A 15,617-nucleotide genomic window follows, 5' to 3' on the forward strand; every position below is an offset into this window, starting at 1 on the left:
CATCGCACATGGCGATAAATGAGTCCCAGTCGTCATGGTGGTGACAACCCCTCGCCTAACCGCGGGCATAATAGTTCTTTGAAACGCTTCAGCAATTGAATTATTTTAAGTCTTTATGCGCTCTTAATATTGCCCACTGCATGAGGCCCGCATATGGGGGTATCATCTTCTACCAAAAATAGTTTCTAGTGTTAGGGGTTTTCGGTGAAAGATGCCGATTTCCGTGAACTTGAGCGTCAGCTCCTTACCGAGTTCGGCAGCATGCATCAGCGCATTTCGCGCTTTGCGGACAAAGCCCTCAGTGGCGAGATGGCCGTCATGCGCGCCCTCATGCTCGCTGGCGGTTCGCTCACGCCAAGCGAACTCGCCGATCGTGCCTGGGTCTCGAGCGCCCGCATCGCCAATATCCTGCGCGCTCTCGAAGCCAAAGGCTGGGTCGAGCGCGAGCACTCAAAGACCGACCGTCGTCGCGTACACGTCACGGTGACCGACAAGGGATTCCATGATCTCGAAATCAAGCATCGGGAATTCGAGGACCGCACCGCGGCCTTCCTCGAGCAGCTCGGCGAAACAGATACCCAAGAGATGGTGCGCCTTCTTAGGCGTGCCAACGAAATTATCGACCGCAATCAAGAAAGGAGAGATGCCGAGTGAGGATTCTCAAGCTCTTTAAAAAGCATGTCCTGGCACTGTTCGCAGCTATCGTACTTATCGTAATCAGCTGCAACGCCGATCTGGCGCTGCCTACGTATATGAGCGACATCGTCGACGTGGGCGTGCAGCAAGGCGGTATCGCCTCGCCCGTACCTGACACCATTCGCACCGAATCGCTCGACGACCTCGAACTCTTTATGAGCGATAAGGACGCCAAAGCTGTGGAGGCCGTGTTTAGCAAGGCGGATAATAACGGCATTCGAACGTACAAGGGCACCGAGGAGGAGCGCGCCGACGGCGGCAAGATTGCCGACATCGTGAGCCTGCCCGAGACCGTCGTCCTTTCGTTCAACCAGGGCATTGACGCCAACTCCATGGATGACATGATGGGTTCGTCCAGCGAGAATAACAACAACGCCGCCCAGGCCATGCCCACCCCCGAGCAGATGGCGGCAATGACGCCCGAGCAGCTCGCCGAGACGCAGCAGAAGGCCGCGGCAGCGCAGAACATGCAAAAGCAGATTGATACCGACGGCGGTAAGATCACCATGAAGAGCCTGCGCCTAGGCGTTGAAGGCGGCCTAATCGACCAGGGCAAGCTCGTCGAGGGTGCCAACGATATGGCGGACAAAATGGGCTCCATGTCGGGTTCCATCGTGACCCAACGCGCCGTGAGCTATGTACAAGACGAGTACAAGGCGCAGGGCATCGACCCCGCCGACGTGCAGAACGCCTATCTGGGCCGCATGGCAACCACGATGTTTGGTCTGTGCCTGATCTCGCTCATCGCCACCATCCTGACCGGCGCCGTGGCCTCGCGCACCGCCTGTTCCATCGCACGCGACCTGCGCCGCGAGACCTTCAACAAGGTTATGCACTTCTCGCCGGCCGAGGTGGGCAAGTTTAGCCAGGCCTCGCTCATCACCCGCTGCACCAACGACATTCAGCAGATTCAGATGGCCGCAACCCTGTTTATCCGCATGTGCCTGATGGCCCCCGTCATGGGCATCGTCGCCGTCATGCGCGTCCTGGCCAACCACACCGGCCTGGAGTGGACCATCGCCGTGGCCATCATCGCGGTCTCGGCCGTCGTCGGCGTGCTTATGGGCCTCACCATGCCCAAGTTCAAAAAGATGCAGAGCTTTGTGGACCGCGTTAACCTCACCGCCCGCGAGCTGCTCGACGGCCTTATGCCCATCCGCTCGTTCAACCGCGAGGAGCATGAGCTCGAGCGTTTTGACAAGGCTTCGCTCGACCTAATGACCACGCAGCTCTACACCAATCGTGCCATGAGCTTTATGATGCCGCTCATGATGCTCGTCATGAACTGCATCACCGTGCTTATCGTCTGGTTTGGCGCGCAGGGCGTGTCCGATGGCGTGATGCAGGTCGGCAACATGATGGCGTTTATCTCCTACACCATGCAAATCGTCATGGCGTTTATGATCCTCACCATGGTTTCGGTCATCCTGCCCCGCGCCGAGGTCGCAGCCGAGCGCGTGGAAGAGGTCATCACCTGCCCCACGAGCATCAACGACCCCGCCTCGCCCAAACTGCCCGCGGCCAGCGCACCGCGCGGTGAGCTCACCTTCCGCGACGTGAGCTTCCAGTATCCCGATGCCCGCGCCGACGTCATGAGCGGCGTGAACTTCACCACGCATGCCGGTCAGATGCTCGGCATCATTGGTTCCACGGGCTCGGGCAAGTCCACGCTCGTACAGCTGATTCCGCGCTTATACGACGTCACGGGCGGCAGCATTTCGCTCGATGGTATCGACGTGCGCGATATGACCCTTTCCGAGCTTCGCCGCCGCATTGGTTACATCCCTCAGCAGGGGCTTCTGTTCTCGGGCACCGTGGAGAGCAACCTTAAGTTTGCCGGCGACATGGTAAGCGACGAGAACATGCACGAGGCCGCGCGCATCGCCCAAGCCGAGGACTTTATCGCCGAGCGCGAGGGCGGCTACGACTCCCCCATCAGCCAGGGCGGCTCCAATGTCTCGGGCGGTCAGCGCCAGCGTCTGGCCATCGCCCGCGCGTTGGCAAAAAAGCCCGAGGTCCTGGTGTTCGATGACTCGTTTAGCGCCCTCGACTACAGGACCGACGCGCGCCTGCGCGAAGAGCTTGCCAAAAACGTTACCGACGCCGCGCTCGTTGTCGTAGCCCAGCGCATCGCGACCATCATGCACGCCAACCAGATCATCGTGCTCGACGACGGCCACGTGGTGGGCACTGGTACGCACGAGGAGCTGCTGCACAGCTGCCCGGCGTACCTGGAGATCGCACAGTCGCAGCTTTCCGCCGAGGAGCTGGGGCTCACTCAAGAAGAAATTGCAGCCGTTATGGAGGGAGGCGAGCACTAATGGCAGACGAGACCAAGACTCAGATTCCCAAGCCCACCCGCCAGCGCGGTCCCATGGGCCGCATGGGTGGCATGGGCCGCGGCGAGAAGGCCAAGGACTTTAAGGGCGCCATGCGGCAGTTGCTCGGCTATATCGGTCAACACAAGGTTGCCGTGCTTGCCGCCGTCGCCTTTGCCGTGTGCTCGGTCGTCTTTAACATTGTGGGACCCAAGGTGCTCGGCCAGGTTACGACCAAGCTGTTCGAAGGCCTGGTCGCCAAGGTCAACGGTACCGGCGATGTCGACTTTGCCTGGATCGCCAAGACGCTCGGCTTTTTGCTCTGCCTGTATCTGGCAAGCTCTGTTTGCAGCCTCATCCAGGGCTGGCTCATGACCGGCGTCACGCAAAAGATTTGCTACCGAATGCGCAAGGAGATCGCCGCCAAGATCGCTGTCGTGCCGATGAGCTACTTTAACGGACACAGCAAGGGCGATGTGCTCAGCCGCATCACCAACGACGTCGATACGCTGGGTCAGTCGCTCAACCAGAGCGTGACGCAGCTCATCACGTCGGTGACGCAGATTATCGGCGTGCTCGTCATGATGCTGTCGATCAGCCTGCCGCTTACCGGCGTCACCGTGCTCACACTGCCGGCCGCCGCGATTATCCTGACCGTGATGATTCATTTCTCGCAGCCGTACTTCCGCGAGCAGCAGCAGGTCCTGGGCACCGTCAACGGCATTATCGAGGAGGACTTTGCCGGCCAGAACGTCATTCAGGTGTTCGACCGCGCCGAGGCCTCAATCGAAGAGTTCGACCGTCAAAACGACCGCCTCTTTATTAGTGGCTGGCGCTCGCAGTTCCTGTCGGGCCTGATGATGCCGCTTATGAGCTTGGTGGGCAACATGGGCTACGTGGGCGTGGTCGTGGTGGGTGCACAGCTCGCGCTGACCGGCAATGCCACGCCCGGCGACATCCAGAGCTTTATCCAGTACGTTCGCAACTTTACGCAACCCGTGCAGCAGCTGGGCAACGTGAGCAACACGATGCAGTCTATGGCCGCTGCCACCGAGCGCGTCTTTGAGTTTCTGGCCGCGCCCGAGGAGGAGCAGAAGGCCGACGCGCAGATTCCCGAAAAGCGCCCTGGCCATGTGGAGTTTGACCACGTCAAGTTTGGCTACACGCCCGACAAGACCATCATCCACGACTTTAGCTGCGAGGCACAGCCCGGCCAGACCATCGCCATCGTCGGTCCCACCGGCGCCGGCAAGACCACGCTCATTAAGCTGCTACAGCGCTTCTACGACGTGGACGGCGGCTCGCTGCGCGTCGATGGCGTCGACGTACGCGATTGGGACCGCGCGGCACTGCGCGGCGAGTTTGCCATGGTGCTGCAGGATACGTGGCTGTTTAACGGCACCATCCGCGAGAACATCCGCTACGGACGCCCCGATGCAAGCGATGCCGAGGTCGAGGCCGCTGCACGCGCTGCACGCTGCGACCACTTTATCCATACGCTCGCCGGCGGTTACAACTTTATGATCAACGAGGAAGGCACCAACCTTTCGCAGGGCCAACGCCAGCTCGTGACCATTGCCCGCGCCATTTTGGCCGACCGCCCGGCGCTGATTTTGGACGAGGCGACATCCAACGTCGATACCCGCACCGAGGAGCTTATTCAGCGCGCCACGGATGCGCTGATGCAGGGCCGTACCAGCTTTGTTATCGCACACCGCCTGTCCACGATCCGCAACGCCGACGTGATCTTGGTAATTCGCGACGGCGACATCGTCGAGAAAGGCACGCACGACGAGCTGCTCGCCCAAGGCGGCTTCTACGCCGACCTGTACAACTCGCAGTTCGACGAAGCAGCGTAAATTCTGCCGCAGGGAACGGATAACACCCGAGAACGGGGGCGCAGGACAACCTGTGCCCCCGTTTTTTTGTTCTGCGACCCTCAAACCGCCTCCCCTGGGACCAAATTGACGACCTCTTCCAAGCCACGTGGCATCATTCCATTCCAGGGCCAGCCAACGTTTACCCAGATAAAACCTGCCAAAATAAACCTGTCCCTTTTTGGCAGGTTTTGGGGTGACGAGGGCTTGCACTTTAGCGTGCGACAGCGGATAATGCCGAGCATTCGACAATGCACACTTTGTCTTATTTGATTGAGGAGGCCCCGTATGGCCATGGAATTCAAGCGCAGGCTGCCGATCCCCATGGAAATCCGCGAGGAAATGCCGCTTTCCGCCGATCTTACCGCCAAAAAACAGGCATTCGACGCCGAGGTCGCCAAGGTCTTTACCGGCGAGGACGCGCGCAAGGTGCTCATCATCGGCCCGTGCTCTGCCGACCGCGAGGACTCGGTGCTTGAGTACATGAGCCGACTGACCAAGGTCGCCGAAGAGGTCAAGGACAAGCTCATCATCATTCCGCGCGTCTATACCAACAAGCCGCGCACCAAGGGCACCGGCTACAAGGGCCTGCTGCACAACCCCGATCCCGAGGCGCCCGATGACCTGCTCGAAGGCGTTAAAGCCATCCGCCATATGCACCTGCGCGTCATCGAGGAGACCGGTTTCTTTACCGCCGATGAGATGCTCTACCCGTCCAACTACCAGTACCTCGTCGACCTGCTGAGCTACGTCGCCGTGGGCGCGCGCTCGGTCGAGAACCAGGAGCATCGTCTGGTGTCGAGCGGCATTTCGGTGCCTGTGGGCATGAAGAACCCCACCGCCGGTTCCACCACCGTCATGCTCAACTCCATCTACGCCGCCCAGGCACATCAAAGCTTCATCTTCCGCAACTGGGAGGTCGAGTGCGACGGCAATCCGCTCGCGCACGCCGTCATGCGTGGCTACATTGGTCTCGACGGTCGTACCTACCCCAATTACCACTACGAGCATCTGGAGCGTCTGGCTGAGCGCTATACCGAGCATGCCGGCTACGCCAACCCGGCGGCGATCATCGACTGCAACCACGACAACTCGGGCAAGCGCCCGCTGGAGCAGCACCGCATCTGCAAGGAGGTGCTCGACAGCTGCCGCCGCAACGAGTCCATCTCCAAGCTGGTCAAGGGCTTTATGATCGAATCCTACCTGGAGGACGGTAACCAGTCTGTCGACGGCGGCGTCTTTGGCAAGTCCATCACCGACCCGTGCCTGGGCTGGGAAAAGACCGACTACCTCATCCACGAGATCGCAGAGCGGGTTTAGTTACGCGGTTTTACCAAACCGCGTAACTACTCGACGCTGCGCGGGCCGCACCTGTACAATCTGACGCTCAACTTCAAGGGCGCGACCAGAAGGTCAGCGCCCTTTCGTTTCACGTCACCTTGTCTCAAATGCGGCCCGCTCGCTGTCCGTCCTCTACCTGCGGCGCCGTCTTGCTCCGGACGCGACAGTTAGGGACGTTCCTTTTCTGACGGCAGTCTGGGACATTCCTTGGGGTAGTCGTTGGGGACGCTCTTGTCTGACTAGTCGTTTAAGAACGTCCCCCATGACCACCGCAAAAAAGCGCCGCCGCGGACGCTCATGCATCCGCGGCGGCCTGCACTAAATTGCGACGACAGCTGGCGCCCTAGCGTTCTACCGAGCAGATCGTCCGCTCTTTACCTCGATCGACCGATTATCCCTCGTATACGATACGGCCATCGGAGACAGTGAACAGAATCTTGGTATCGGAGATCTTCTTGGGATCGCAATGAAGAATGTCTTGATCGAGCACCGTGATGTCGGCGAGCTTGCCCACCTCGAGCGTACCGACTTTATCCTCCATGTAGTTCTCAAAGGCAACGTTTTTGGTATATGCCTCGAGCGCCTGATATGCCGTGATGGCCTGCTCGGGCCAACGGTACATATCGGTGTCCTCCTCCTCGGGATACGGGCTGTTGCGCGTAACGGCCACCTCGATCTCCTCGAGCGGCGCATAGCCGGTGACCGGGCCATCGCTCGCACCGGAGATAAAGCAGCCGGCCTCGAGCATCTTCTTGACGGGGTAGAACTTCATGGCGCGATCCTCGCCCACAAAGGCGATCTCGAGGTCGCACAAAGGATCGTGATACATCCACAGGAACTGCAACGCGCACACAATGTCGAGATCGACGACGCGCTGAATGTCCTCGTCGGTGATTGCACACACATGCGTCATGGTGTTGCGGCGATCATCGCGCTCACCGTTCTCCTTGACGCAGCGCTCGTAGGCATCGAGTGTATTGTGGACGGCGCCATCTCCGATCGCGTGAACATGAATCTGAACACCCTCTTTGTCGAGGGCGGCCACCATGTCGCTGAACTCCTGCTGATCCCAGACGGACTCGCCGTGCCAGTTATCGCCCTTACCGGCGGCGGAGGTATATGGCTCGAGCATCACGGCGCTGCCGCCCTCGGTAACGCCATCGGAGTAGATCTTAACCGTACCGGTAGAGATCATGTTGCTATCGAACTTCTTGAGGTCCTTCACGGTTTTAAGGGCCTCTTCAGCCGTAATGCCGGGCCTAATGGTAGGAAGTACTCGCATGCGCAGGTTAAGCTTGCCATCTTTCTCAAGGTCAGTATAGAACTGGCAATCCTCTGCCGTAGAATCTCCCACGACGCTTATGTTGGTAATGCCGGTGATGCCGTATTTCGTAGCCACCTGCTGGTACTTGTCGATAGCGTTCTCAAGCTCCTTGTCCGTATGCTCGACGGAGACAACCTCCCTCACCATACCTGCAGCAGAATCGATCAAGTAGCCAGTCGCCTCGCCGTTTGCATCGCGGGTGATGATGCCGCCCGTGGGATTGGGGGTATCGTTATCGATGCCCGCAAGCTCGAGCGCACGGCTGTTGACCCACACCGAATGATAGGAAACATCGGTCAGCATGATGGGCTTATCGGAGCAGATCTCATCGAGGATGGACTTGTTGGGACCGGGATTGGTGCCATCCTCTTGCTCGAAGGCGTTGATCATGAACGAGCCACCAACGTAAGCCTCATCATCGGGATGCTTGGTTACAAAATCACTGACCGCCTTCTTATACTCATCGATCGTGGTAGCCTTGGTAAGATCGATTTCGTACAGCGCGGTCACCCAGTTGCCCGGAGCGTGGATATGCCCGTCCATAAAGCCGGGGATCACCATACCGCCATCAAGATCGATGACGCGCGTGTTGTCATCGATGTACTCGTCGACACCGGAGTCTTCGCCTACATATACGATCTTGTTGCCCGAGACAGCCAGGGCGGCCGCGGTGTCGCCCTCTTTGACCATCGTCTGAATCGTGCCGTTACGAAAGACGATGGATGCCTTGTCGGAACTCGCGCTGCCGGCGCTTCCGGCATTTGAAGAATTGTTGGCGCAACCGGCGGCACCCACCGCAACAGCCGCGGCGCCCAACGTGCTCAGGCCGAGAAAGCTTCTACGGGAAACGGGGGGGATAGAGGTCTTCATATAACCCACCTTTCAGTTGACATCGCCGCGCTTTTGCGACGCTTGCTATCACCTGAATACCACCCCCGGGTATAAACTTGTCTGCACAAACGGGGTTATTGCCGTAAGCGGAGGCTTATATCCCCTATAACCCTGCCTTTAACCTGCCCAAAAGCTCTGAAGAAGCTCGGACCGCGATGAGACACCGCATTTACGGAATATCGTGTGAACATGCGATTTGACCGTGCCGACAGAGATAAACAATTCATTCGCTATGGCGCGGTTATCCTGGCCATCGAGCAGAAGGTCGAGCACTTCGCGTTCACGCGCGGAGATATCGTGCTGGTCGCAGAATGCCGAGAAGCGGACCTCCGCAATCTGCTTGGCAGAGGTGCCAGACGTTGTGGGCGGAGCAGAAAAGCGCAACGACAAGATCCGCGACGCCGCACGAACGGTATATATCGCGGCCACCACGCTCATGATGTTCTCTGAGATGTTTCTGCCGTAGGCAAAATACAGGTAATCAATGACTTCGATCCGCCCAATATTCAGCCCGAGAACGCGTACATCCTCGATCAGAACAAACACCGTCAACACAGCCATCACAATAAGAAACCTGCCGTAGCGTGCATAGAAGCTCTTTCGCGCTAACGGTTTGCTTTTGCGGTAGCAGACGAAAATCATGCCAAACGCCACGAACATGAACAAGGAGCGCAACGCATAAAATGCGAGTTGTTTGATTGAATCGGGCTGCAAAACAAGCGACATGGCCTCGAAAGCAGAAAAGACGATGCAGGGCACGAGCATGTGAAGCCGGCTCGTCTTGTTTGCGATCGCCAATGCAAATGCCCACATGCTCGCCATGATTCCAATCGATAGGACGAGTTTCGTTATGGGGTGAGTCATGGGAAATTGGCTGCTGAGGATATCTGCCATCATCTTACTGCCCTGATACTCATCGAGGAATACGAGGGCGCTTTCGAGCATGTCGAAGAAAAAGAAGGCCGAGACCGTCAAGTAGCTTGTTCGATGTGAGACGAGGTATGCGCATACCGATACGCACACCGCCACCATGCAAACCAAGACGAATGTGATTCCGTAGAAGAAGTAGAACGTACTCACTACCGGGCCTTTCGCTTATTGATATGTGCTAAGGATAAACTTTACGCCAAAGACATGCAGATCGCTGTCTTCAGCGCAAAATCCAGCCAAAGAAAGGAAGGGTGGAAGACGCATATCCCCCACCCCAGCGCATGGGCGAAACTAGCCGGTAATGCGGGTGCCGGAGAGGCCGGCCATGGTCTCGGCGATGGTAGTCGTTGGGGACGTTCTTGTTTGACTAGTCGTTTAAGAACGTCCCCAAAGACTACCCAGAATGAGAGCGGATAATCTCCCGTTTTTGGCCTATATCAGCGCTAAAAGTGAGAGATTATCCACTCTCGTCGAGCGGACGTCCGATAATCCGCTCTCATTCTCTCTTGGAACCCTCCGTCCCCGAGGAATCGAGGCTCGTCTGCCGAATGGTCGATGCGGCCGTCCTGAGTCCATGTCACACTCATAGATGGCCTGACCCAACTTGGAAGGAGCCTCCATGAGCCTTGAGAACGTAGCCCTGCGCGCCGCCACGCTTGATGACCTGACCGGCATCGCCGCCATCTACAACCAGCTGTGGTGCAACACGCTGCGCAACCGCGGCGACGTCGAAGCCGCCGATTTCTGCGCACGCTTTAACATCGCCATGCAGCTGCAGCGTTCCCCCATCGCACTCGTCGCCGAGGCCGAGGGCCGCATTATCGCCGCCTGCTGCATCGGCATCTTCGAGGACGGCAAGCCGCGTACCAATCCCACCTGGGAGCCCTGTTACGACGAGCTGTTTATCCAGGCAACCGAGATGGCAAAGACCGCCGACGCCAAGCTCGAGGGCTCGCTCTTTGGCGACAGTCGTGAAAAGGCCACGGCCGACCGCTTTGCCGCCACGGGCAACGAGTATGCCCAGGGCCAGCTCAACCTGATCATCATCGTTCCCGAGTGGCAGGGCAAGGGACTCGGCCGCGAGCTCATCGACCTTGCGCGCGCCGAGCTCGCCAAGGCAGGCTGCACCAAGTTCTTCCTGATGAGCGACTGCAACTCCGACTGGCAGTTCTACGAGCACCTCAACATGAAGCGCATCCTAGAAGATCACAGCCAGGACACCGGCGACGGCTTTATCGTCTACATGTACGGAGGCGACACGCAGGATTAGCCTGCACATCCAAGCCGCACGGCCCGCCGTTCAGCTGAAACCATCACACAAAAAGTCCGCCGACCATTGAAGTCGGCGGACTTTCGCGTGCGGACAATCAAGCGCTGTTCACCATGGAACTGCTATTTACAGCGCGCCTTAGGCTGCTGCTGGGTGATGCAGTGGATGTTGCCGCCGCCGTAGATAACTTCACGGGTCATGATACCGATGACTTCGCGGTCCGGATAAGCAGCTTGGATATCCTTGAGCGCCTGGGCGTCATTGGGATCGCCGAACTGCGGTACAAGCACCGCACCGTTAATGGGCAGGAAATTGAGATAGCTCGGTTCGAAAGCATCCTCGGGAGTACGCGGCAGCACGCCTTCGACGGGATCGATCGTGCTGGCCTCTTCTTCGGTCATATATACCGATGTCGCAGGCATGATCACCTTGTGGATCTTGAGCTTGCGACCCTTGGCATCCGTGGCCTCGGAGAGCGTCTTGTACGCCTCCTGGCACTCCTTGTAGAACTTGTGGTTGGGATCGTCGGTCCACATGCAGCAAACTTCGCCGGGCGCACTAAAGCATGCGACGTCGTCCACATGGCCGTTCGTTTCGTACGGATCGATTCCGTCCTTGATCCAGATAACCTTCTCGATACCGAGATACTCAGAGAGTTTCTCCTCAATCTGCTCCTTGGTGTATTGCGGGTTGCGATCCTCGTTGAGCAGACACATCTCGGTGGTCACGACGGTGCCTTGACCATCACAGTTGAACGAGCCGCCCTCGAGGATGTAATCCTCGGGACGATAACGGTTAACCTGCTCAAGCTGTGCCACCTGCAGGCCAATGGAAGCGTCCTTGTCCCACGGGAAATACAGGCCGTCAATGAAGCCGCCGTAAGCATTAAAGTGGAAGTGCGAAAGGGCCACCTCACCATTGTCATTAACGAGGAACGCCGGGCCGGGGTCGCGAATCCAGCTGTCGTTGTACTCCATGTGGATAACGCGCACGTTCTCAACGCCGTCGAAGATCTCACACACCGCGGGGAAGTCTTCGGTGTTGACGCCCACAGTGATGGGCTGAAAGCGTGCAACGGTCTTGATGATCTCGGTGAAGACCTTCTGCGCCGGCTTGGCGCCGCAGCGCCACACGTCGGAGCGGTGCGGCCATAGAATCCAGGTGCGCTCCTGCTCCTCATACTCACCGGGCATATAGAACCCGTCCTTCTTAGGCGTGGATTCACTCTCGTAGATTGTCTTCATTTCAAGCTCCTAAATCTCGGTGCTTTTGCTTGACGAGACCATGATGCGGCCGCACCGAGATGTTCTCAATGGTCCCTCGAGCCCCTTTCAACGACCGACGGTATACCATTCGCTGACCTAAAGTTCTATTCAGGCCGAGAACATGACATACTGGGTTCCACAATGGAAAGGACGCCCTATGCCCCCATGCAATAAACAGCAGACTATTGAGTTGGACGGTACAACCTGGACTGCTCTCAACGAGCTCGCGCTTGCAATCCACGCATCACACGGTATTGATAAGCTCCAAAAGGAGACCCTCGAGGGAACGACAGGGCTCGTGCCCCATCGGATCGCCATGTTCGATCTTATCGAGGCGGCGGACAGTGATGCCCCACGCTACGTCCATCCTGCAAGCAGCGGAATGGACGACCGCGCACTGAGCGACTACTACAACCGCTACGCCGCGATGGACTATACAACATGGAGCTTTGACCTACATAAGGTCGGCGTCTACCGCGACCTCGACCTGGTCGACGTCGAGCGACGCGATGCCACGCCCATCTATCGCAAATGGATGGAACCGCAGGGCGTCTACTTTGGCTGTACGGCCACGCTCGCGCACAACGACAGCCCGCTAGGAAGCATCGCCCTGTTTCGCGAACGCACGGCCGGAGACTTTACCGACACCGAGCTCGCAATCCTGCTCGAAATCGCTCGGCACGCGAGCCTCGCGCTCGCCAACCTCTATCCTCGGGGCATTAAACTCACCCAGACCGAAGACACAAACCAGCTGAATGCATTCATTGCAGAACATAATATCCAACCGCGCGAAGCCGAAGTCATGCGGCTCATGCTCGACGGCAAAACGAACAAACAGATGGCAAACGAGCTATTCATAAGCGAGTCGACCGTAAAGAAGCACGTCAACGCCATCTATCGCAAGCTCGGCGTCAGCAACCGACTGGGCCTTATGACTGCCGCGCAAACCATTCTGCGATAAAAAAGGCGCCCTCCATACGGAGAACGCCCTTTGATTTCGCCATTTGAATTAGTGCCGGCTCTGGCTCAAAGAATAGGCGGGGTTATTTTGGTAGTTTTATCTGGGTGAACGCCAATACGACACCCAAACCTCTACGGAAGGAACAGGCACTTATGTGGTGGTTCAGAAAGGAAACGGCCCGCTCCGGCGGTTTATCTCAATCTGTAACAAGTAGAGGCGATTTATTAAGCTAGACGTTACAGATTGTAGACGTTACAGATTGAGACGTTGAAGATAGCGCAGAAATAGCCGTCGCATTTGTGTTGGTTTTGAACTCTCCGCGACGGGATGCTAGACTGGCGGCGTATACATTCGCGCCAGAACACGGGTCGCATGAAGAAAAGGAGATGCCATGGCGCCTATCGCACCGCTCAAGATGCTCGTCGCTCCTGCCGCCAAGGCCATCGCCCGCCTGAGCGACTCACTCACCTACGACGATGTCCCCTGTCTTGTCGACGAACGTACGGACAGCTGCCCTTACCTGGGACACGTCCCCTACTTTGCGCCTAAGCTCGCTTCTGACCCCGAGCACCGCGAGCGGTAATCCAAGATGCAGCAAGCGCCGCGCAGCTCGCGGCGTTACTGTTTTGGTGCAAAGAAACCTGTCCCCCTTGCACCAACGCCGGGATTATCGACGCTGCGGCCGCGGCGCGATATGAGGCGCGAAACCTCGCCCAACAACACACCGATTACCACGCCCACGAGAATCGGCAACTTTGTCATCTCGGCGGGTGAGCTGTTGAGCGGCACAATCGTGGCGACAATCGAAAGCACAAGCTCCACCACGGGAATCGCAAGTGCCACCACGAGCACCTTGCCCTCGAAGGGCGCGCGGAACACGCGCGGGCGATCGTCGTATTTGCGCAGGCGCCAAAACGCCGGGAACATCGGAATATAGCTCATAAGCAGGAAGACGACGTTCATCGAGAAGAAAACCCAAAAGACGTCGGAGCCCTCGCCCAGCGGAATCTGAAGCAGTAGTACCAGGCTGGCAAAACAACCGTTAATGAGTGCCGAGCCATTGGGCATGCCGGTCTTCTTGGACACCAGCGCAAAGGGACGCGGCATATTGCCGTGACGCGCGGCATAGCTCGCCACGTTGTTGACGCCAAAGCTCCAGCAGATCATGTTGGCGAACAGCGTCACCAAAAAGGCCGCGCCCACGACCATCGTCAGCGGATGGCTGCGCCCCAACATGGCGGCGACCGCGTCCACAATGCCCGAATCGAGCGAAAGCCGCTCGGTGGGAACCGCGGCTCCAATGCCGATGCCGCAGATAATGTAGATTGCCGCAATGGCAACGCCACCGGCGATAACCGCCTTGGGGATATCACGCGACGGGTTTTTCATCGTGCTGGCAAAGGTCGCGACCACTTCGAAGCCCATAAAGTTGAACAGGATGATCGATAGGTACGTCAACGAATTGGTGTCGCCCAAATCTGGAATGAAGGTCTTAAACGACATGTCGTTGGCAAAGCCGTTATTACAGGCAAACCAGATGCCGACGATTCCCACCACGGCGGTAATGAGCACCTTGATGACGGCACCGCCGTCCATGACCCAATCGGCCTCGGCCACCGGGTGCATCGCCATGACCGTAACGCCCCACACAAAGGCAAGCTCGATGGCAATTCGGGCCCCAAGCGAAAATTCGATGCCCCATACCGCATTGATGACACTGGGGAACATACAGGCGATACTTGCAACCCACAGTGGAAAGTTGACCCAGTAGCACCAGGAGCAACAGGCACCCCAACGGTCGCCCAAGCCCAGGCGAACCCAATCGTACAGGCCGCCCTCGGAATCGAACGCCGTACCGAGCTCGGCCACCACCAGGCCATAGGGAAGCAAAAACGTAATGATGAGGAAGATCCACCAGAAGAACTGCACGTTGCCCATGGCAGATGCCGGAGCAGCCGCCTCGATGGTAAATACGACGCATATAACCGAGAGGATGACCTCGAACAGGGAGAACTTTTTACCTGCCATGGTACGCTTCCCCTACAGCAAAAAAGATGGCATCTGCACCGAAGGCGCAGCCCAAGGTAGGGTTACAGGCCGCGTCACCGGTGCAGGTGCCATCCCAAGGAGAAGAAGGGATGCAATTGTTGGACCAACGCTCGCGGAACAGGCGCATGTAGATGACGATACGCTGGTACATAGATACTCCGATCAAGACGGCCGCGTATACGACCGGGAACTTTCGGCAATTGGATACGCGTCTGACCTGGGATATCCAAGCGAACAATAGGCCTAACCCGCGATAGGTCCCAGGCCAGACGGGTATCCAATCGAAGGGGAAGGGCGCTCCGGTGCGGAGGCAGCGGAGCGCCCGGGGAAAGCCCGGCCGACCGGCCAGGCGGCCCCGTTCGCCTGGCCGGCCGGGCCTCCGGGGTGCGGCGGACTCCCGTGAAAGAGGGGCGCCGCGCCCCGGCAAGCCAGGCTACTAGGCGGACGGCTCCTGCTGCGTGATGCAGTGGATGTTGCCGCCGCCGTAGACGACCTGGTCGGACTGGACGCCGACGCACTTGTAGACGCCCTCGCCCCAGACCTCGTCGTAGATCTCCTGGAGCGTGTCGACGGCCAGCTGGTCGTTCTCGTCGCCGTACTGCGGGACGATGACGCCGTGGTTGGTCACGAGGTAGTTCATGTAGGAGGCGATCAGCGGCTCGTCGGGGACGCGCGGCTCGGCGTTCTCGTCGGCG

The 15,617-nt window shown here is 58.3% G+C and carries 13 protein-coding genes; 7 read left to right on the forward strand and 6 right to left on the reverse strand.

Translation table 11 applies throughout. From position 1 onward, the window contains the following. Window positions 1-204: 204 nt before the first annotated feature. The 4 genes from ACTM86_RS02035 (at window position 205) to ACTM86_RS02050 (ending at window position 6,211) form a co-directional block, all read left to right on the forward strand. Entirely contained in the window at window positions 205-654 is a 450-nt protein-coding gene (locus tag ACTM86_RS02035) for a MarR family winged helix-turn-helix transcriptional regulator (protein WP_441017221.1), read from the forward strand. Then, window positions 651-3,017, forward strand: coding sequence for an ABC transporter ATP-binding protein (locus ACTM86_RS02040; RefSeq protein WP_441017224.1), 2,367 nt, complete (start codon window positions 651-653; stop codon window positions 3,015-3,017). Before ACTM86_RS02035 ends, ACTM86_RS02040 begins: the two co-directional genes overlap by 4 nt. After that, complete coding sequence (locus ACTM86_RS02045) at window positions 3,017-4,873, forward strand: ABC transporter ATP-binding protein (RefSeq protein ID WP_154514936.1); 1,857 nt, start codon at window positions 3,017-3,019, stop codon at window positions 4,871-4,873. Before ACTM86_RS02040 ends, ACTM86_RS02045 begins: the two co-directional genes overlap by 1 nt. A gap of 306 nt (window positions 4,874-5,179) precedes the next feature. Continuing rightward, entirely contained in the window at window positions 5,180-6,211 is a 1,032-nt protein-coding gene (locus tag ACTM86_RS02050; RefSeq protein WP_441017227.1) for a 3-deoxy-7-phosphoheptulonate synthase, read from the forward strand. A 412-nt stretch (window positions 6,212-6,623) separates the two neighbouring features. Here the strand turns inward: ACTM86_RS02050 and ACTM86_RS02055 are convergent, their stop codons facing one another. Both ACTM86_RS02055 and ACTM86_RS02060 read right to left on the reverse strand, forming a co-directional pair. Beyond that, window positions 6,624-8,426 carry an amidohydrolase gene (locus ACTM86_RS02055; RefSeq protein WP_441017230.1) on the reverse strand — a complete coding sequence of 601 codons (1,803 nt, stop codon included), beginning with the start codon at window positions 8,424-8,426 and terminating at the stop codon, window positions 6,624-6,626. 138 nt (window positions 8,427-8,564) lie between these two features. Next, a complete protein-coding gene (locus ACTM86_RS02060) occupies window positions 8,565-9,527 on the reverse strand; it encodes a LuxR C-terminal-related transcriptional regulator (protein WP_441017233.1) in 963 nt (320 codons plus the stop codon). Between the two features lie 469 nt (window positions 9,528-9,996). On the opposite strand from ACTM86_RS02060, the gene ACTM86_RS02065 reads away from it, so the two are divergent. Beyond that, entirely contained in the window at window positions 9,997-10,647 is a 651-nt protein-coding gene (locus ACTM86_RS02065; RefSeq protein WP_441017235.1) for an N-acetyltransferase family protein, read from the forward strand. Window positions 10,648-10,769: 122 nt separating this feature from the next. Here ACTM86_RS02065 and aguA read toward each other — a convergent pair whose 3' ends face one another. Further along, window positions 10,770-11,891, reverse strand: coding sequence for an agmatine deiminase (gene aguA / locus ACTM86_RS02070; protein WP_154514946.1), 1,122 nt, complete (start codon window positions 11,889-11,891; stop codon window positions 10,770-10,772). Between the two features lie 178 nt (window positions 11,892-12,069). On the opposite strand from aguA, the gene ACTM86_RS02075 reads away from it, so the two are divergent. Both ACTM86_RS02075 and ACTM86_RS02080 read left to right on the forward strand, forming a co-directional pair. Then, complete coding sequence (locus ACTM86_RS02075) at window positions 12,070-12,873, forward strand: helix-turn-helix domain-containing protein (protein ID WP_441017238.1); 804 nt, start codon at window positions 12,070-12,072, stop codon at window positions 12,871-12,873. Between the two features lie 391 nt (window positions 12,874-13,264). Then, window positions 13,265-13,456: a hypothetical protein gene (locus ACTM86_RS02080; protein ID WP_427794893.1), complete on the forward strand. Its 192-nt coding sequence runs from the start codon at window positions 13,265-13,267 to the stop codon at window positions 13,454-13,456. A 35-nt stretch (window positions 13,457-13,491) separates the two neighbouring features. Here ACTM86_RS02080 and ACTM86_RS02085 read toward each other — a convergent pair whose 3' ends face one another. The 3 genes from ACTM86_RS02085 to ACTM86_RS02095 all read right to left on the reverse strand — a co-directional run. After that, on the reverse strand, window positions 13,492-14,901 hold the full coding sequence (locus ACTM86_RS02085) for an APC family permease (RefSeq protein WP_441017241.1): 1,410 nt from the start codon (window positions 14,899-14,901) through the stop codon (window positions 13,492-13,494). Beyond that, window positions 14,891-15,073 (reverse strand): hypothetical protein, encoded by a 183-nt coding sequence (locus tag ACTM86_RS02090; protein WP_441017244.1) that lies wholly within the window; start codon window positions 15,071-15,073, stop codon window positions 14,891-14,893. Before ACTM86_RS02090 ends, ACTM86_RS02085 begins: the two co-directional genes overlap by 11 nt. A gap of 285 nt (window positions 15,074-15,358) precedes the next feature. Further along, on the reverse strand, window positions 15,359-15,617 hold a 259-nt coding region (locus ACTM86_RS02095), incomplete at its 5' end, for an agmatine deiminase family protein (protein WP_441017247.1).

This window comes from Collinsella sp. HCP3S3_E11, assembly GCF_052067375.1.
In the GTDB taxonomy this organism is placed as follows: domain Bacteria; phylum Actinomycetota; class Coriobacteriia; order Coriobacteriales; family Coriobacteriaceae; genus Collinsella.